The 18,327-nt window shown below is 57.0% G+C and carries 17 protein-coding genes; 9 read left to right on the plus strand and 8 right to left on the minus strand.

Translation table 11 applies throughout. The features are described from left to right. Nucleotides 1–162 precede the first annotated feature (162 nt). Together ACNA0I_RS03330 and ACNA0I_RS03335 are read left to right on the plus strand one after the other, a co-directional pair. The gene (locus ACNA0I_RS03330; protein ID WP_415804835.1) at nt 163–591 is read left to right on the plus strand and encodes a tripartite tricarboxylate transporter TctB family protein; all 429 of its coding nucleotides are present in this window, start codon (nt 163–165) and stop codon (nt 589–591) included. A 6-nt stretch (nt 592–597) separates the two neighbouring features. Beyond that, a complete protein-coding gene (locus ACNA0I_RS03335) occupies nt 598–2,127 on the plus strand; it encodes a tripartite tricarboxylate transporter permease (protein WP_415804625.1) in 1,530 nt (509 codons plus the stop codon). 109 nt (nt 2,128–2,236) lie between these two features. Here the strand turns inward: ACNA0I_RS03335 and ACNA0I_RS03340 are convergent, their stop codons facing one another. Both ACNA0I_RS03340 and ACNA0I_RS03345 read right to left on the minus strand, forming a co-directional pair. Then, a complete protein-coding gene (locus ACNA0I_RS03340) occupies nt 2,237–3,613 on the minus strand; it encodes a sensor histidine kinase (RefSeq protein ID WP_415804626.1) in 1,377 nt (458 codons plus the stop codon). Nucleotides 3,614–3,616: 3 nt separating this feature from the next. Further along, nucleotides 3,617–4,276 carry a response regulator gene (locus ACNA0I_RS03345; RefSeq protein ID WP_415804627.1) on the minus strand — a complete coding sequence of 220 codons (660 nt, stop codon included), beginning with the start codon at nt 4,274–4,276 and terminating at the stop codon, nt 3,617–3,619. Nucleotides 4,277–4,439: 163 nt separating this feature from the next. Here ACNA0I_RS03345 and ACNA0I_RS03350 point away from each other — a divergent pair, with 163 nt between their 5' ends. The 4 genes from ACNA0I_RS03350 (at nt 4,440) to ACNA0I_RS03365 (ending at nt 9,059) form a co-directional block, all read left to right on the plus strand. Further along, nucleotides 4,440–5,204 (plus strand): MipA/OmpV family protein, encoded by a 765-nt coding sequence (locus ACNA0I_RS03350; protein ID WP_415804628.1) that lies wholly within the window; start codon nt 4,440–4,442, stop codon nt 5,202–5,204. Between the two features lie 81 nt (nt 5,205–5,285). After that, complete coding sequence (panB, locus tag ACNA0I_RS03355) at nt 5,286–6,191, plus strand: 3-methyl-2-oxobutanoate hydroxymethyltransferase (RefSeq protein ID WP_415804629.1); 906 nt, start codon at nt 5,286–5,288, stop codon at nt 6,189–6,191. 161 nt (nt 6,192–6,352) lie between these two features. Then, the gene (locus ACNA0I_RS03360; RefSeq protein WP_415804630.1) at nt 6,353–8,056 is read left to right on the plus strand and encodes a dihydroxyacetone kinase family protein; all 1,704 of its coding nucleotides are present in this window, start codon (nt 6,353–6,355) and stop codon (nt 8,054–8,056) included. 43 nt (nt 8,057–8,099) lie between these two features. After that, nucleotides 8,100–9,059: a LysR family transcriptional regulator gene (locus tag ACNA0I_RS03365; protein WP_415804631.1), complete on the plus strand. Its 960-nt coding sequence runs from the start codon at nt 8,100–8,102 to the stop codon at nt 9,057–9,059. A gap of 45 nt (nt 9,060–9,104) precedes the next feature. Here ACNA0I_RS03365 and ACNA0I_RS03370 read toward each other — a convergent pair whose 3' ends face one another. The 3 genes from ACNA0I_RS03370 to ACNA0I_RS03380 all read right to left on the minus strand — a co-directional run bounded on the left by ACNA0I_RS03370 (nt 9,105) and on the right by ACNA0I_RS03380 (nt 11,928). After that, entirely contained in the window at nt 9,105–9,938 is an 834-nt protein-coding gene (locus ACNA0I_RS03370) for an alpha/beta fold hydrolase (RefSeq protein WP_415804632.1), read from the minus strand. A 56-nt stretch (nt 9,939–9,994) separates the two neighbouring features. Beyond that, nucleotides 9,995–11,005 (minus strand): Bug family tripartite tricarboxylate transporter substrate binding protein, encoded by a 1,011-nt coding sequence (locus ACNA0I_RS03375; protein WP_415804633.1) that lies wholly within the window; start codon nt 11,003–11,005, stop codon nt 9,995–9,997. A 125-nt stretch (nt 11,006–11,130) separates the two neighbouring features. Beyond that, nucleotides 11,131–11,928, minus strand: a complete 798-nt coding sequence (locus ACNA0I_RS03380) for an IclR family transcriptional regulator (RefSeq protein WP_415804634.1) — start codon at nt 11,926–11,928, stop codon at nt 11,131–11,133. Nucleotides 11,929–12,064: 136 nt separating this feature from the next. Between ACNA0I_RS03380 and ACNA0I_RS03385 the strand changes: the two genes are divergently transcribed. From ACNA0I_RS03385 to ACNA0I_RS03395, 3 genes are read left to right on the plus strand one after another with little or no spacing between them, the layout of a single operon-like run. Next, the gene (locus ACNA0I_RS03385; RefSeq protein ID WP_415804635.1) at nt 12,065–13,207 is read left to right on the plus strand and encodes an acyl-CoA dehydrogenase family protein; all 1,143 of its coding nucleotides are present in this window, start codon (nt 12,065–12,067) and stop codon (nt 13,205–13,207) included. A 38-nt stretch (nt 13,208–13,245) separates the two neighbouring features. Then, the gene (locus ACNA0I_RS03390) at nt 13,246–14,124 is read left to right on the plus strand and encodes an amidohydrolase family protein (RefSeq protein WP_415804636.1); all 879 of its coding nucleotides are present in this window, start codon (nt 13,246–13,248) and stop codon (nt 14,122–14,124) included. Further along, the gene (locus tag ACNA0I_RS03395; RefSeq protein ID WP_415804637.1) at nt 14,121–15,590 is read left to right on the plus strand and encodes a class I adenylate-forming enzyme family protein; all 1,470 of its coding nucleotides are present in this window, start codon (nt 14,121–14,123) and stop codon (nt 15,588–15,590) included. Before ACNA0I_RS03390 ends, ACNA0I_RS03395 begins: the two co-directional genes overlap by 4 nt. Nucleotides 15,591–15,661: 71 nt before the next feature. Here ACNA0I_RS03395 and ACNA0I_RS03400 read toward each other — a convergent pair whose 3' ends face one another. From ACNA0I_RS03400 to ACNA0I_RS03410, 3 genes are read right to left on the minus strand one after another with little or no spacing between them, the layout of a single operon-like run. Beyond that, nucleotides 15,662–16,504 (minus strand): ABC transporter permease, encoded by an 843-nt coding sequence (locus tag ACNA0I_RS03400; RefSeq protein WP_415804638.1) that lies wholly within the window; start codon nt 16,502–16,504, stop codon nt 15,662–15,664. Nucleotides 16,505–16,507: 3 nt separating this feature from the next. Then, the gene (locus ACNA0I_RS03405; protein ID WP_415804639.1) at nt 16,508–17,281 is read right to left on the minus strand and encodes an ABC transporter ATP-binding protein; all 774 of its coding nucleotides are present in this window, start codon (nt 17,279–17,281) and stop codon (nt 16,508–16,510) included. 16 nt (nt 17,282–17,297) lie between these two features. After that, nucleotides 17,298–18,299, minus strand: a complete 1,002-nt coding sequence (locus tag ACNA0I_RS03410) for an ABC transporter substrate-binding protein (protein ID WP_415804640.1) — start codon at nt 18,297–18,299, stop codon at nt 17,298–17,300. Nucleotides 18,300–18,327: the final 28 nt, after the last annotated feature.

The following is an 18,327-nucleotide window of genomic DNA, read 5'->3' on the forward strand; positions in this document are numbered from 1 at the left end:
AAGCGGATCAACAGCTTGCCTCCGTAATCTGTGCGCCGAACCGTCATTAAAACCCAAGCTGCGTTCGAATCGAACGCAGCGTCGAGGCCAATACGACGCGGTTTTCTGGAGGATAGCGTGCAGAAGGCAGTAAATAGAAAAGACTATTACGGCGGCGCCTTGATGGTGCTAGTCGGATTAGGAGCGATATACGCAGGGACCGATTATCACGTCGGGTCTCTCAGCCATATGGGGCCGGGATTTTTCCCCGCGGCCTTGGGAGGTTTGTTGGCTATCACGGGGCTGCTCATCGCGCTTTCCGCGCGCTCGGGCCAACCCAGTGAAAGTGTGCCTGGCGAAGGACACGGACATGGGCTGCCGGATCTGCGCGGTGGCGTCTGCATCGTGCTCGGCATCTTGGCGTTTTTGCTATTGGGAGAATACGGCGGCCTGCTGCCCGCCACGTTCGCCATCGTATTCATCTCTGCGTTGGGCGATCGCAAGAATACTGTCAAACAAGCCCTCGTACTGTCGGTACTGATGTCATTGATCGCAATTGTCGTGTTCTGGTGGGCGTTGCAACTGCAGCTTCCCCTCTTTCGTTGGGGTTGATGCGCCATGATTTCACAATCTTTAATGGACCTTTGGTACGGCTTTAGCGTTGCCTTTCAGTGGCATAACCTCGCTTGGTCGTTCTTTGGCGTGCTGGTGGGCAACCTCATCGGCGTATTGCCTGGAATGGGCGCACTGTCGGCCATTTCGATCCTGTTGCCGCTGACCTATGTCATGTCGCCGGTCCCGGCCATTCTCATGTTGGCAGGGATCTTCTATGGTTCGCAATATGGCGGCGCAATCGGCGCGATTCTGCTGAATCTACCGTCGCATCCGCCTCACGCGGTGACCTGCCTGGATGGCTATCCGCTGACCAAACAGGGCAAAGGCGGAACAGCATTGGGTATCACGATGATCTGCTCGTTCTTTGCTGCGTCAGTGGGCATTATCGTCATGATCTTTGCCTCGCCGCTATTGGTTGAGGTGGCCTTCAAATTCGGGCCTACCGAGATTTTCTCGATCATGTTGCTCGGTTTGTTGGCAGGCGCCACCATGTCGCGCGGATCGGCGCTCAAGGGCGTAGCGATGACGCTCTTTGGCTTGCTGTGCGGCGTGGTCGGAACGGACGTGAACACCGGCACCATCCGTCTTTCTTTTGGCTTGCTGGATCTGTCAGATGGCTTAGAGTTAGTGGCCATTTCGATGGGCTTGTTCGGGGTTGCCGATTTCCTCATGAGCGTCAACCGCATGAGCATCATCGGCAGTGGCGCCAAGCTGAAGCTGCGCGATATGCGCCCATCCAAAGCGGAAATGAAAACAGCCTTCATGCCCATGGTCCGTGGCACACTGGTCGGCACACTGTTTGGCGCCATGCCCGGCACAGGCCCGACGATCACGACGTTCATCTCATATGCGTTGGAACGCAAGCTTTCCAAAACACCGGAGAAATTCGGAACCGGCATGATCGCGGGCGTAGCCTCGCCCGAAGCCTCATCTCATTCCAAGACACAGGTGGACTTCATTCCGACGATGAGCCTCGGTATCCCGGGTGATGCCGTGATGGCACTGATCCTCGGTGCCTTGCTCATTCAAGGGATCCAGCCCGGTCCGCAACTCATCACCGAGCATCCGGATATTTTCTGGGGGCTGATCGCGAGCTTCTGGGTGGGCAACGTATTGCTCATGGTATTAAACGTTCCGCTCATTGGCGTGTGGGTAAAGCTTCTTCAAGTGCCGTACCGTTATCTCTTTCCATCGGCACTCTTTTTTATCGCGGTCGGGGTGTTCAGTACGCAGAACAACCTGTTTCAGATCTGGGAAGTCCTGGCATTCGGCCTGATCGGTGCGCTCTTGATGACGCTGGAGTTTTCCGTTGCGCCTATTTTGCTCGGTTTCGTGCTGGGACCGATGGTCGAAGAAAACTTCCGGCGTGCACTGCTGCTGTCTCGAGGTGATATGGCGGTGTTCGTCGAGCATCCCATCAGCGCCTGGTTCATCGGCGCCAGCGCACTGCTGATCCTGGTCCAGGTCTGGGCATTCCTGCGACGCTGGAAAAAGAAACCCAAGGGCAACTCTGAGCAGTTGCAGACCGCCTAGCAGATAGCACTGCCAATGCGGGTAAACAAAAGGCCGGCGCACCGCTGTTGCGCCGGCCCTTTTATTGACGGGTTGTGCCTAGATAAATCACGTAGACAAGCCAAGACCATTACGGCGCGGCGGGAAAGCGCAACGTAATACGCAGGCCTCTCTCATCCGGGCTCGCGCCAATCTCAATACTCGCATCATGCAAGCGCGCAATGCGCTCGACCAGCGACAGGCCGATGCCACTGCCATGCCCCTGCGCCTCAGGCATCCGAAAGAATCGATCCAGAATGCGTTCACGATATTCTTTTGGCACACCGGGGCCATCATCCTGCACGGACAATCGAACACTTCCATCGGCATCCTGTGACCGGCATGCGATGCGAATATTGCTGCCATGTCCGCTATAACGTGTGGCATTATCCAGCAGGTTACGCAACAGGATACCGAGGCTATCTACGTGTCCGTGCACAAAGCAGGACTCGATATCCTCGGTGAGATTCTGGTCGCGCGCCTGTGCTCGCTGTCGATAATCCTGGACGACGGCACGCGCGACAGCGCCTAGATCAATGCGCGCGGCGGCTTCCTGCAGCCCCGTTGATTCCAATATCGCCATGTCCAGCAATTGCTCGGAAATACGTGCACTGCGCTGCGTAGCCTGATGTATCTGCCGAACAGAATGATGAACTTCGTCGATATCCTGACTGCGCAACGCATTGTCGGCCTGCAACGACAGCACTGCCAAAGGTGTGCGCAGCTCATGGGCGGCATCCTGCAGAAAACGGCGCTCGTTCTCTACTGCTGCCTCGACTCTGGCCAATTGCTGATTGAAAGATTCGACTAAGGGCTTGATCTCGTCAGGCAGATCCTGGGTGGCCAAGGGATCAAGGTCAAGAGGGTGACGGCGGCGTAACAGTGTCGACAAGCGCAGAACGGGCCGGAAGGTAGTGTAGGTGACTGCCCACGCTACCGCCGCCAGCGGAAAAAACAGCGCGGCCATGAAAATCAGCGCATTGCCCATCTTGTGATGCAATTCCTGCTTCAGGTCTTGTAACGCCTTTCCGACTTGAACTTGAATGCGGCCATCTTCATCAGAAATGGTATAAGTACGCCACTCCTCCCCGCCAGCCATACTGGTGGCGAATCCATCCTGACCTGAAGTCGTGAGGGGCTCTGCAGGGGCTTTCGGAGAACGCAGCAGCAACCGGCCATTGACGAGCGAGTAGACCTGCAGCACCAGCTCTGCCTCGTTATCGTGCGGTACGGCTTGAGTCGCCAGTTGATAGCCTCGCGGCAATGCAATGGCTTCCAATCCCTGAGGCAGAGTCCGCAAGGCAATCTGTCCCGCACGCTCCAGACTAAGATCCCAATCTCCCGTGCGCTCGCGCGTCTGATCACGCTGGTACCAGATGAGCAGGATCAGCCACGCCACCATCACCGTCACGAGCATGCCAGCCAGCAAACGCCATCGTAGCGATCGATGCGAAGGAGTACGGATCATGAGCTACATCCCTTTTACACGGTAACCGTAGCCATGTACCGTTTCAATCAAATCGTCACCCAGCTTGCGACGTAGCTGGTGAATATAAACCGCCACAGTGTTGCTTCCTGTGGCGCCGCTGTCACCGTAGACGGCGCTTTCGAGCGCGGTGCGAGAGACAGCCCGGCCACCCCGCTCTACCAATGCAAGCAAGGTGCGGTATTCCAGCAAGCTGAGCGCAACGGGATCGCCTGCAAGCAGGACCGTCTGGTTAGCCGGGTCCACGGTCACGTTGCCTGCCACCAGGACAGGAGCGACGCGCCCCTTGCTGCGCCGGACGGTCGCGCGGGCACGTGCCAGCAATTCGTCGATCTGGAACGGCTTGACCAAATAGTCGTCGGCGCCCGCATCGAGCCCTGCAATCCGCTCGCTCAGGCGATCTCTCGCCGTCATGATAATCACTGGCGTCGTGTCATAACGCGCTCGTAGTTGGGCCAGGATCCCCATGCCAGACCCGCCAGGCAAGCCCAGGTCCAGCAATATCAACTCGTAGTCGTGGTCGACCAGCGCCGTCTGCGCCAACCTTGCATCGGCCGCAATATCGACGCTCGCACCTTCACGGCGCAGCGCCAGCTGGAGCGCCTCGGCCAGCATGGCGTCGTCCTCGACTAATAGTGTGCGCATTGGATCCGTCCTCGTCATCGCGCGACATTGTTACGCCAACGGATTAAATCCGGTTTAAGACCCATACGAGGCTTAAAGAATTCCTAAAACTGTCGAGGCAGTATAGCGGCTGAAATTCGGTCGCCTGTCAGGCAGCCGATGAACTTGGATCCAGGGAAATAGAATGAAAGCAATCACGATGACACGCGGTGCAGTCGCCATAGCCCTGGCCGCAGCAGCAGGCCCAGCCATCGCGGAGGGCACGAATCTGATCGGTATAGGAGTGGGCGTGAGGCCCGTCTACGCCGGCTCTGACGAGTATCGAGCCGTCCCCACGCCGCTGATCAACTACCGGTCCGGCCATTTTTTCATCACGCCGCGGGCAGGCCTGCCCGCGCTGGGGCTGAGCTATGAACTCGCCCCCGACCTGGAAGGCGGGGTGTTCGTCGGCCTGGGCCTGGGCCGGGACTCGGATGATTCGGATCGCACCCGCGGTCTGGACGATATCGATTTCCACGGCGTATACGGCGCCTTTGTGGAATGGACACCGGGCCGCTACTCGCTCGGCGCTGCCTATCGCCAAGCTGCAAAATCCGGTTACGGCGGCACGTTGGAACTACGCACTTCCTATGCGGTGGTGCAAACCGAACGGCAGCAATTGCGCTTGGGCGTCAGTACGCAATGGGCCAATAGCAGCGACATGCAGACCTGGTATGGCGTCAGCACATCCGACGCAGCGCGCAGCCGGGAACACCTGTCTCCCTACTCAGCTTCGTCCGGTTTCAAGAATGCAGCGCTGTTCGCCAACTGGACCTACCAGTTGACAAAGGACTGGACGGTAATGAGCACATTAGGGGTCAGTACCGTACTGGGCGATGCGCGCGATAGCCCGCTGACCGAACGCAAGACCAATGTTTTCGGCAGCCTGGGAGTCGGCTACCGGTTCTGATAACAGGGGAATCAGCGCGGGGGGAGGCCGGCCTATGGCACACTGGAGTTTCTCAGAGTCCTTACCATCACTCCACGCGCAATGACGACATCAGATCAGAAAGAGACTCCGGCAGCAGGAACAGAGACAGCCGCTCCCTATGGGATGCAGAGCCGTTCCGCCGACATAGCAAAGCGAAAGAAGGTAACGACGGTACGGCTTGCCGACATGCGCCGGCAGGGCGAGAAAATCGCCATGCTGACGGCCTATGACGCGACCTTTGCTGCCATCGAAGATGCGGCTGGCGTCGATTGCATACTGGTGGGCGACTCGCTGGGCATGGTCTGCCAGGGAAAAAACAGCACCGTGGGTGTCTCGCTCGATGAGATGGCGTATCACACTCGCTGTGTGGCTAAGGGCCTGGAAAAAGCCGATGGCGCCGCACTACTCGTAGCCGATCTCCCCTTCGGTTCGTATCATCAGTCACGAGATCAGGCGATGGCATCATCCGTATGCCTCATGGAAGCCGGCGCGCAGATGATCAAACTCGAAGGCGGGGGCTGGACGACCGAGGTGGTTCAGTTTCTTGTCGAGCGCGGCATACCGGTGTGCGGGCATCTGGGGCTGACGCCTCAAACCGTATCGGCGTTGGGCGGTTTTCGTGTGCAAGGCAAGGACGACGATGGTGCAGCGAAGCTGGTGCGTGACGCGAAAGCGTTGGAAGCCGCTGGCGCATCGTTGTTGGTGCTGGAAATGATTCCGGCAAAACTCGCCGCAGATCTCACCAGCCAGATGCAGACCTGCGCGACGATCGGCATCGGCGCAGGATCAGGCACGGCAGGCCAGGTGCTGGTAATGCATGACATGCTGGGGATCAATATCGGGCGCATGCCAAAATTTGTCCGCAACTTTATGGACGACGCAGACAGCGTCCACGCGGCGTTTTCTGCTTATGTCCGCGCAGTCAAAGACGGAACGTTCCCCGAAGACGCACGCCACAGCTGGTAGCGCTGAAGCATTGCGTAACGGCACTGTTCCCTGCCGTCGTTCTGCATTCTCATGCAGAACAAGCATAATATTCCACTAGACCGTCAGATAGGCGCTGCCCTGAGGCTGACGGCCGACCCCGTCTTCCCCCTGTGTGAATACACAGACTCTCGGAGCAATGGATGAAAAAGCTGATCAACAATCCTCGCCACATCGTACGAGAAGCCCTCGAGGGATTAGTTGATACGACAGACCATCTCGCACTGATCGAAGGCGAGAACATCGTCGTACAGCGTGATTTGCCTGGTCTTGCGGCTCGCTCGGTGGCGGTGCTCTCTGGTGGCGGCAGTGGCCACGAGCCTGCTCATGCCGGATATGTGGGCATAGGCATGCTCACCGCGGCGATTGCGGGTGACGTATTCACCTCTCCGAGCGTGGATGCGGTACTGGCGGCGATTGTCTCCGTCGCAGGTCCCGCTGGTGCCTTGCTGGTCGTTAAAAACTATACCGGCGACAGGCTGAACTTTGGTTTGGCCGCTGAACTCGCGCGAGAAAAAGGCATTCCGGTCGAAGTCGTCCTGGTGGCCGATGACGTATCGTTGCGCGACATGGTTCCGACCGATCGCCGTCGCGGTATTGCTGGAACTGTATTCGTGCACAAGATCGCCGGAGCAGCCGCAGCTAAAGGCTGGCCCTTGGAAAAAGTGGCGGCCATCGCCGCACGCGCCGCAGCGGCTGTGGGCTCCATGGGCGTTGGCCTGGGTGCCTGCACGGTACCTTCTGCTGGTACGCCCAGCTTTTCACTAGGCGATACCGAGATCGAGTACGGTCTGGGTATTCACGGCGAGAAGGGGGTACGCCGCGTCGACATGAAACCCGCAGATGCGATAGTGGACGATATCCTGGCGCAGATATTGGCAGAGATACCTGACGATGCCAGTCGAGTCGCTTTGCTGGTCAACGGCTTGGGAGGTACGCCGCCCATAGAACTGCAGATTATCGCGCGCCACGCGCTGGCCACCTTACGCGCCAAAGGCCTGACACCCACGCGCGCGTGGGTGGGCAACTACATGACCGCACTGGAAATGCCCGGATGTTCGTTGTCGGTATTGCCTGTGGATGACGAGCTGCTCGAACTGCTGGATGCGCCTTGCGGCGCTCCGGCATGGACACACTCCGGCCGGATCAATGAAGAGCGTACGACTGTGCCTGTGCCGAGCGGCCTCGAAGCAAATCTCGCGTCCATGCCTGCCGGCCCGTTGGTAGCAGCGCTGGAGCGAGCAGCAAAGGGCGTCGCGCATGCGTTGATCGCTGCCGAAACCGAACTCGGGGAGCTTGACGCCAAAGCCGGTGACGGCGACTTGGGCGCCAGCATGGCACGCGGCGGCCAGGCCATACTCGACTTGGCTCCTGAGGCTTTTCACACACCCGGTCAATTCTTTGCCTCGGCGGCGCAAGCGATGCGCAGAGCGATCGCGGGCAGTTCCGGCCCGTTCTACGCCGTAGGGTTACTACGCGCCAGTCGCGAACTGGGGGACCTGGCCGAGCCATCGCCGGCGCAATGGCAGAAAGCCTTTGCCGCCGCGGTAGCTGCCGTGATGGAGATGGGAGGCGCTAAAGCGGGAGATCGCACGATGGTCGACGCCCTCACGGCGGCCAACAATGCATGGCATTCGGCGTTGGCGGCAGGCGCTCCAGGCAGGGACGCGTTTCGCCAGGCTGTGCAAGCAGCCGAGAAAGCCGCAGCGGACACTGCCCATATGCAACCTCGTCTAGGCCGTGCCAGTTACTTGGGAGAGCGGGCCGTCGGCATTCCGGATGGTGGCGCTGTCGCAGTAGCGTATTGGCTGAAAGCACTGCAAAACGGTATCGAGGAAATCAGGTAAGTCACCCGTGCAATAGCTTGTGCTCTGATAAAAGCGATCTTCAATGGAAAAAGGCATTTCTCTAAACGACATCTGGTACTTTGTCGAAGTCGCAAAGCGCGGGAGCTTCAGCGCCACCGCGGCGGCATTGGATATGCCAGTCGCTACACTTTCGAGGCGCATATCCGAGCTCGAAAAAAATCTCGGATATGCGCTGTTCCTACGCACGACACGCAAGGTTTCATTAACCGACTTGGGCACGCGCTACTTTGAGGAGTGCGTCTCCCAAATCGAAGGCATTCTGAACGCGCACGAGAACGTCAAGACATACCTTGAGTCGCCTGAGGGAAAATTGCGGGTCTCGATCATGCCCGGACTGGCGCCTTTGTTGCCAGGCGTCTCAGAAGAGCTGCACCAGCGCTTTCCAAAAATCAGCTGCGATTTCGATCTCAGCAGTTCAACAAGAATCAACGACCTTTCCGGTATGGATTTATACATCCGGGGAGGGCGCCAGGAGGACTCTCCTCTTATTCAAAAGCCACTCGTGAATTTTCGTCTCATCCTGGTGGCGTCGCATGATTATCTGCAACGGACGGGATATCCTGAGTCGCCTGCCGAGCTTCAGCATCATGCGCATATTTGCATGCATGGAACGGACACTTGGGAGCTCAGAAGAGGAACAGAAGTCGAGACGATTCGGCTCAGCCCGAAATTTTCCAGCAACCAGATCCTTTTGAATCTACAGCTCGCCGGCAGAGACCTAGGCATCACTCCCGTTCCCTACCCCTTTTCTGGCAACCAATTACTCCAGAATTACCGGCTGGAACGGGTGTTGCCTGATTGGGAATTGTCATCTGCCATGCTGTATGCGCTGTTTGAAAGCCGCGTGATCTCGGCCAAAGCCACGGCGTTTCTCAATATTCTCGTCAAACATTTGCAGGCACATTTTTCGCTGGATAGCCAATCGGTGCCTCCATCTGCCGTGTGGAGTGAATGGGCGAATGGCGGGAACAGGGTCGGATGAGGAGGCGCTGATCGGTCAGCATCTCAGATCAAGCTGCGTGAAGAGTTAGGTCAGATAGGTATTTTCGTCCTGCGCATCCAGGAACGCGAGATATTGGGCAACCGTATTCTCCAGCGCTTCGGCGTTCCCGGTGCCCGCGGTTATCAAGGGTTGAGCCTCAGGCATCAAGCGGCATATCCGATCGAAGTACTCCAGGAACATATCCGTCTGCGCACACGCCAGCAATGTGGGCACGCGCACCAAAGGCAAACGAGAGGTCTTGTCATAGCCGATCGCTGCGCGATAGGGAATGTGATATGTCCGCGTTGCCTTGATGACTTCTACTGCCTTGTCATGCAGCTCGTCGGCACTGGGCAGACCTATAGACCGCCGATGGGCCGCATCGCGCTTATACCAAGGCCAGAATAAATACACGTCCCGGACAAACTGATATATCCATGCCAGTTGGCTGCCATTCATGTCTATGGCAACACCAGGCGCGTAATGCTTGAGCATGTCATCACGCTCGTCATCGGTGTATTGCGAGACACCGTCCAGGATCAGCTTTCTGACTCTGCCGGGATGGGCAATGGCAATTTCGCACGCAATGTTTGCACCGGTGTGGCTGCCGTATAAATCAAAGCGCTCTATCCCTAGCTGATCGATGGCCTGCACATGCACTTGTGCAAAGTAGCGGATGTCCGCTTTATCGCTGACAGGGGCGGATGAGTCTCCATTGCCCAAGGTGTCAGGTGCATACACCGCTCGGCTATTGCCCAGACGGGCAATCAACGGCTCGAGCAGTTTTGCGGATCCCGGTGACGCATGCAGCATTACCAGTGGGATGGGAGATATACCGTCTCGCTCCGGCAAAGCCGGGGATGCCGTGCGATAGTGCACTTGGCAATCCGGCAACGTAACGAAACCCCTTAATACACGGGCCAACGCATCACATGTCACTTCAACGATACCCCGACTGATTTGACCAGTTTTGCCCAACGTTCGCTGTCTTGTTTGATTTTGGACGCATAGTCGTCAGGGGTTGTGCCTTCGGCCTCGAGTCCCATGCTCTGCAGCCGTGATTTTGTTTCCGGCTCCATCAGGATGCCATGCAGGGTGGTATATAGCTTGTCGATGATAGGCTTGGGCGTTCCTTTGGGAGCAACCATTCCGTACCAGGAGTTGACCTCGAATCCCGGCAAGGTTTCCGCAACCGTCGGCAGCTCGGGCAACACTGATGAGCGCTTCAGCGTGGTAATCGCCAGCCCTGTCACGCGACCGTCTTTCATCAAACTCATCGCGGCAGCAATATTGATGAACGCAAATTCGATCTGACCACCGATCAAATCAGTACTGATTTGACTATCGCCTTTGTATGGGACGTGCAGTAGCGAGACCTTTCCCAGCTGAGCCAGCATCTCGCCAGCCAGATGCGTGGTGCTGCCCACCCCCACCGAGCCATAAGATAACTTTCCGGGATGCGTACGCGCGTAATTCAATAGATCATTCACTGATGTGAATTTCAGATCGGGCCGGGACACCAGGACGATCGGACTCGAAACGATCTGCGTGATCGGTTCGAAATCACGAGTCGGGTTATAGGGGAGCTCCTGCAATGCCGGACTGATCGACATTGGACCGACATGCGCCAGGAACAAGGTGTAGCCGTCCGGATTTGCGCGCGCTGCCTTGGCAGCGCCAATGGTCCCGTTAGCGCCAGGCATGTTCTCCAGAATCACGGACTGACCAATGACGTCGCTCATCCTTTGAAGAAGCGGCCGGGCAATGGCGTCAGACGCCCCGCCTGCTGTCCAGGGATTAATTACTGTTATGGCTTTGGATGGATATACACCAGATTGGGCCGATACCGCTGGACCCGCATAAGAGCCCAGAGTCACACCGAGGAAAGCCGTCAACGCAATAGCACCTGCTTTAAAACGAATAACCGCCCAACTGATAGCGACCATGAAAACCCCTTTTCCGTTCGCACAACAGCAATATCGAATAATTCGCTATGCAAATAACCTATTCGCAGCATAAATCAGTCTATGCAGATGCCAAAAGGCCGTCAATGCTCGTTAACGCGTAAAGACTAGAACGCCACGTTTCGGTGACGGGCCACATGCTCGCCCGCCAATGCCGGAGCGATCTGCCGGGCTAATTCTTTAAGCGCTGCCGCGATGGGTCCCGCGAGACGCTCTTTAGTCATATACGAACTATTACCCCCGCATGTCAGTGCCAGGATACGGCGCCCGTCCGGAGAAATGACCGGCACTCCGATCGCGTTGACGTCACGATGCGAATGTCTCAGGTTGAACACAAACCCGTGCTCGTTGTAATGCGCGATCGCTTCTTCTACGGCAGTGGCATGCACTTTCCACGCTTTGCCCAGCTGTTGCTTGATTGCCGTCAATAGAGATGTCCGTTCTGCGTCGGGCAATGCGGCCAGATAAGCCCATCCCAACGACGAGTTGACCATCTCCAGCTGTGATCCTACATGCAGGATCAGCTTCAAGATGGCGGGGCTTTCGGCGCGCTGCACGATCACCATATTGTGCCGATCAGGTTCGGCCAAGGATACCGAAGCTTCAAACTTTTCGGCCACGACTTTCATCAGCGGATACGCAAATTCCGCGACACCCGCATGGGTGATGGATGCGTGTCCCAACGTCAGCACACCAGGCCCGACACGCAGCCGATCGGCGTTGCGGCCGGGAATCAAGTATCCCGATTGAGACAAGGTATAGCAAAGCCGCCACACCGTAGGTTGCGGCAACCCGGTCATACGCGCAATCTCGCTAGTGCCCAGCTCGGGGGTGTCGGGAGTAAAGCAGCGCAAAACCTCGAGGCCCCGATGCAGCGCGGTCACGAACATCCGATCTTCTTTCACTAGTGTTTTCCCCAAATCGACGGCGAATTATCGCCTGAGCCATTGACTGGCGCTCGCATAAGCCAAACAATAGATTCATTAAGCGAATAGCCTATTCACTATACGAATAAATATCAATGGATAAATCGGAAGGCCTATGCACCTCGAAATAAATAGCGCGCTGGCCGAACTCCGGCCTGCACTGCGAAAATTCGTCACAGAACGCTTGGACCCTATCGCGGCGCGCATTGACTCAACCGGTGAAGTTCCGTCCGGCACTCGCGAGTTGATCGCCGCGCAGGGCTATCTGGGCATGCGCCTGCCTGCCGAGTACGGCGGTGCAGAGACGGATCTGTCGACGTATTGCCTGGCGATCGAGGAGATGGGACGCTCGCACCGGGTTTTTACATTGATGCTGGATGCATCCAGCGGACTGACCCCTATTGCGCTGGTTCGACATGGCACCTCGGCGCAAAAACTCACCTATCTGCCCAAATTGGCCAATGGCGAATGGACGGCGTCATTCGCCCTGACAGAGCCCGACGCGGGCTCTGACGCTGCAGCATTGCGCACACGGGCACAGCGTTGCGAGGGCGGCTGGCGTATCACGGGTACGAAGCAATACATCAGCGGTGCGCATTATGCCCGCGTCATCATGGTCATTGCCGTCACCGATGCCGCCAAACGCGCTGGCGAGAGAATGACAGCGTTCCTGGTAGACAAAGACACACCGGGCATGACCATCAGCCGCATCGACAAGACCATAGGATCGGATCCCATGCAGCTTGCCGAGCTGCACTTCGACGACTGTTTCGTTCCTGATACCGCGGTGCTGGGCCAGGTGGGACAAGGATTCCCCATAGCCATGGGATCGCTCACCAGTGGCCGCATGGGCGTGGCGTGCTCATGCCTGGGCACTGCCGACAAACTGTTGGAACTGTCTATCGGCTATGCAAAAAACCGCAGCACGTTTGGCAAGCCCCTATCCGAGCGCCAAGCCATTCAATGGATGTTGGCCGACTCCGCTACGGAACTGGCCGCGGCCCGCGCACTGGCCTATGACACGCTGCGCCGTATCGATGCCGGCGAGGATGTCGGTACGGCGCCGAGTGTGGTCAAGCTCTATTGTTCCGAGATGGTCGGACGGGTTGCAGACCGGGCAATACAGATTCACGGCGGCGCTGGCCTCATACGCAATGAACCCGTAGAACGCTTTTATCGGGACGTACGCCACTATCGCATTGGCGAAGGCTCGTCGGAAATACAACGCATGCTGATCGCCCGCGATCTGTGCAGGTAAACGGGCGCGATTCGCCCCATTCGATTAAGGACCAAACCATGAGCAAGTACGACATGCTGGCCATAGACGCGGTGGTCAACATCTGGACTCCCGAGACTTATGAGCTGCGACCCAATCGGGACGCGTTTTTCGGCGGGAAAATGAAAGTGCAGGATCACACATTGCGTGGGATCACTCATGATGAAATGCTGCGGCGCATGGATGCCGCGGGCATTGAGCGAGCCTTTCTGATTGCCAGCAAAGTCGGCACCAAAGGGCATCGCGCCAGCTACCACATTCCTTACGAGATGGTGGCCGAAGCCATCAATCTGCATCCCGATCGTTTTCTAGGTCTGGCCGGCATCGATCCCACAGAAGGCATGGATGGCGTCCGCCAGTTGGAGGCAGCGGTTCGGGACTATGGATTCATCGGCGCACACGGCTATCCGCATTGGTTTGAACTCGCCCCGGATCACGCCAAGTGGTATCCCTTTTATGCCAAGTGCGTAGAGCTGGATATTCCCATTCAACTGCAGGTGGGGCAATCCATGCTTTATGACCCGAACTATCGCCTGCGCAGCGTGGGTAAACCGATCACGCTGGATGCGGTTGCTTGCGACTTTCCCGAGTTGAAACTGATCGGCATCCATGTAGGCATCCCATGGACAGATGAAATGATCGCCATGGCATGGAAGCATCCTAACGTATACATCGGTTGCGATGCACATGCACCCAAGTACTGGCCGGATTCGTTCGTCCACTACATCAATACGTACGGCAGCAACAAAGTGCTGTTCGGCACGGATTTTCCGATCCTGGATTTCGAACGTACGCGTGACGAGATAGAGGCCCTGGACCTGCGCCCTGAGTCCAAACGAAAGCTGCTGCGCGACAACGCCATACGTGTGTACAAGTTGAATGAAGGGGCCGCACGGTGAGCGTTCCTAATATTGCAGACATGTTGTCCCTGCATGCACAGATGCGGCCCTCCAGCGTCGCGCTCGTGCATGGCGATGAATCGTTGACGTACGCCGAATTGAATCAGGCCGTCTTACAGCGCGCAGCGATGTTGCAGGACATGGGAATACGCAACGGCAATATTGTCGCGGTAGCGCTAAAGGACGGGATAGAGCATGTATTGATGCTCTATGCCATCGCGCGTGCGGGTGCAGTGATTCTGCCCATGGATTGCCGTTGGAAAGAGTTTGAAAAGCTGCGCGTTGCGAAGCACTTCCAGCCGACGTTGATCATGGTGGAGCCGGGCGGCGACATTCCTGGGGCGGCATGCATTGCAGCGGATGCAGGCTGGAATAAGAAAATCATCGGAACATCGATCGATCGTGTCTTTCCCGATGGCAATCGGGGCGTTGTCATGTCATTGTCGTCGGGGACGACGGGACGCCCCAAAGGTCCCATGCTGACGCATAGCCAGTTTCAAGCACGATTCTGGACACACTGGGTGGATCTGGGCTTTGGCAGCCGGGAAGTCTACGTCAATGCGACGCCCCTCTATTTCGGAGGTGGCAGGGCATTCGCCATGTCCACGCTGCATGCGGGAGGAAAGCTGGTTCTATTTCCTCCTCCTTATGCTCCAGAAGACTTGGCCATCGAGATTGCGCGCACACAGGGCACGATTCTCTTTCTGGTACCAACGCTGCTGCGCAGAATGATGAACACCGAGCCTGAGAAGCTGACTTCGATGAAGGCCCTCACCACACTGATCTCATCCGGCTCGGCCTTGACAGCGGAGGAACGCAAGCGCATCAAAGAAGACATATGCCCGAACTTTCTTGAATACTACAGTTCCACCGAAGGCGGCGGCATTACCGTACTGCCGCCCGCCGATCAGACTGAACATGGAGCATCCGTCGGCCGGCCAGTCTATGGCGTCGAGGTTCAAGTCGTAGACGACAGTCATCATCCGGTATCCCGCGGAGAAACAGGACGAATTCGATATCGCGGGCCTGCCGTTGCCAACGGGTTCTACAACGACCCGGAGGCCAGCGCGGAAGCCTTTTATCAAGGATGGTTCTATCCAGGAGATCTGGGCAGCCTGGATGCCGATGGATACCTGACGCTGAAAGGCCGATCCAAAGACATGATCATCCGCGGCGGAGTCAACATCTATCCCCTGGAAATCGAAACTATCTTGTCAGCCCATGAATCGATTGCTGAAGTCGCCGTAGTCGGCTGGCCATCGCGTGAGTTCAACGAAGAAGTCGCTGCCTTTGTCACATTGCGCCAAGGACATGCTCTCGATGAGGAGGCGCTCAAGAGAATGTGCAAAGCTACGCTCGCACCTTATAAAATTCCACGCGAGATCTTCCAGTTGGACGAGTTGCCTCGCAATTCAGGCGGAAAGGTCATCAAAAGCGAGCTCACGGCGAAACTGCCCCCGTTGTAGTAGCCAGTCAGTGCCAGGCGTCATGCAACGCAGCCGCTGACCGGTCAGCATCCCAAAACCTCAGGACGTTGTTAGCGTTTCGCCTCTGCCAACAGAGGCATCTGCTTTTCCTGTTGTGCGGCTGACGGCGACTCGGCAATTGGCTTTCCACGTTGAGAAGCATGCCAAGGCAATAGATGTTCTTCGACGATCTCCAGCCCTTTGAACAAGATCACACCGAGTATGCAAAGCAGCGCCAACGCCACAAAGACTGTCGGCGTGTCAAAGCTGCCCTGGGCGACGAGGATGACATAGCCCAATCCACTGCCGCCGGCGACAAACTCGCCCACAATCGTACCGACCAGGGCAAAAGAAATACCGACCTTCATACCGGCAAAGATGCTGGGCAATGCGTTCGGAAAACGGATCTTCCACAGCACTTTGCTGCGAGAGGCTTGATTTGCACGTGCCATGTTGAGCATTTCTGGATCGATGGATTTCAAGCCCAGTACCGTATCGATCAAAATCGGGAAAATAGCGATCAGCATGGCAATTGCGATCTTTGGGGCAGAACCTGTGCCGAGCCAGATGACGAACAACGGCGCGAGTGCGACTTTCGGCACAGCGTTCAGCGCAACCATCAAGGAATACAAAGTACGGTCAAGGAAACGAGAATAGACAATACCAATAGCCGCCCCAACGCCGAGCACGACGGCCAGAACAAAGCCCGCCATCGTAGTCTGCAAGGTATCCAGGGTCTGCATTAATAGAAACCCTGGCTGCGCCATGAACTCGGCAAAGATCTTGCTGGGTGCCGGCAGCAGGAATTCCCTGACGGCAAACCATCTGACGCCACCTTCCCACAACACGAGAATAACGAGCATCGTCAACATAGCCAGCCGACTCTCTTCGGCGCGTTTCCATAAGCCTTTCATCGCTTACCCCTTGTAGATTCCGAGTTCGCGGAAGATCCCGCGGATCTGTGACACGTAGTCGGCAAAGGCCTTTGTTTCACGAATGGCCAAACCGCGTGGTCTATCGAGCTCAATAGGAATGACGGCTGCTACACCACCGGGATTGCGCGACATCACGACGACGCGATCGCTCAAGTAGACCGCCTCGGAAATCGAGTGCGTGATAAAGAGCACCGTCTTGCCGGTATCCATCCAGGTACGCTGGAGCTCTTCATTCAGTTCGTCCCGCGTAAAAGGATCGAGCGCCCCAAAGGGTTCGTCCATCAGCAGCAACTGAGGATCGACCAGCAACGCACGGCAGATCGAGGCACGTTGTCGCATGCCGCCCGACAGTTCCCACGGAAATCGATCGGCAAAGGCGCCAAGTCCGAACAGGTTCAACACCGCGCGGGCTCTTTCTTCGTAGTCCTTTCGGTTCAGATTATGAAATTCGGCAGAGATCAGCACATTGTCGAGAATGGTGCGCCAATCCAAAAGCAGGTCACGCTGAAAAACGACTCCCATGTTCGACGGCGGACAGACGATCGGATCCCCCTGCAGCGCAAGATGTCCGCTCGAGATAGGTTCTAACCCCGCCACGCATTTCAACAAGGTGCTTTTGCCACAGCCGCTCGGCCCGACAATGCTCACAAACTCGCCCTGTTCGATATCGAGGCTCACGTCCTTGAGCGCGTAGAGCGGATCGCGCTGAGAGCGGTAGATTTTGTTGAGCTGACCTATCTCTAAGAATGCCGACATGTTCGCCCCTGTCTCGTCAGTTTGCCAACATCGCGTTGGTGTAATAATCGGACGGCTTATGGCCCGGCTTGATGGCCCCCACCTGTTCCATGGACTGAATCGCCGCGACCCAGTCAGCATCATTCTGAGCCCCGAAGGGCGCGCCTTTTTGTGAAGGGCTTTCAAAGAACTCCCGGTACGCTGCGATCTGTCCACGCAAAATCTCCGGATCGAGCTTTGCATTCGGCCGCTGGGCGACGATGGCAGCAACCGCCTCGTCTTCATGACCCGCATAGATGTATTCCCATGCCTTGACTTGGATTTGCGTGAACTTCTTGATCGCGTCCCCACGTTCAGCCAACGCCTTCGGTGTCGTCACCAGGCCGTAACTGGGAAAGTTGATCCCGCTATCGGCCAGCAGCAGTGTCTTGGCCGGCCGTACCTTGGCCACCATCGGCTGGCCAAAAGGGGCCTGCGACAGGAACCCGTCGCTATTCCCGGAAGCGTAGGTGGAAATCATGGCACTGGGCGCGACCATCACGACATTGGTCTTCGACTTCGGTACGTCACTGGCCTTGAAATAGGGATCGATAAAAGGAGCCCAAGGACTCGTAGTGAAGCAAACGAGCTTCTTGCCGATCAAATCGGCGGGAGATTTGACGTCCAGCTTTTCGTCCACCAGCACGGCCAGGTCGCCCTTCCGGGCAAAGCCGGCGATAGAGATGAGATCCAATCCATTCTCTTTGGCGATGGCCATCGTGCCCAATTGCACTTGACCGATATCCATCTGGCCGACGGCAACCAGTTGCAGTGTGTTGATCGTGCCGGTGCCGTCTTGGATTTCCACATCGAGGCCGGCATCTTTAAACCAACCCTTTTGTAGCGCCAGATGCATGGCCGCATGCATACCCCACGCGGAAAAATCCATTCGCACTCGCAGTTTTTCGCTTTCCGCATGGACACTCGTTGCGGTGAAAGCGAACAACATCGTTGCCGCCAGAACGGTATGGTGGATCCGGTTCAGAAAAGACGAACGCATTTTTTAATCCTCGTGAGGCATGTGTAGG

This window comes from Bordetella muralis, assembly GCF_965139205.1.
GTDB classification, from domain to species: domain Bacteria; phylum Pseudomonadota; class Gammaproteobacteria; order Burkholderiales; family Burkholderiaceae_B; genus Bordetella_A; species Bordetella_A muralis.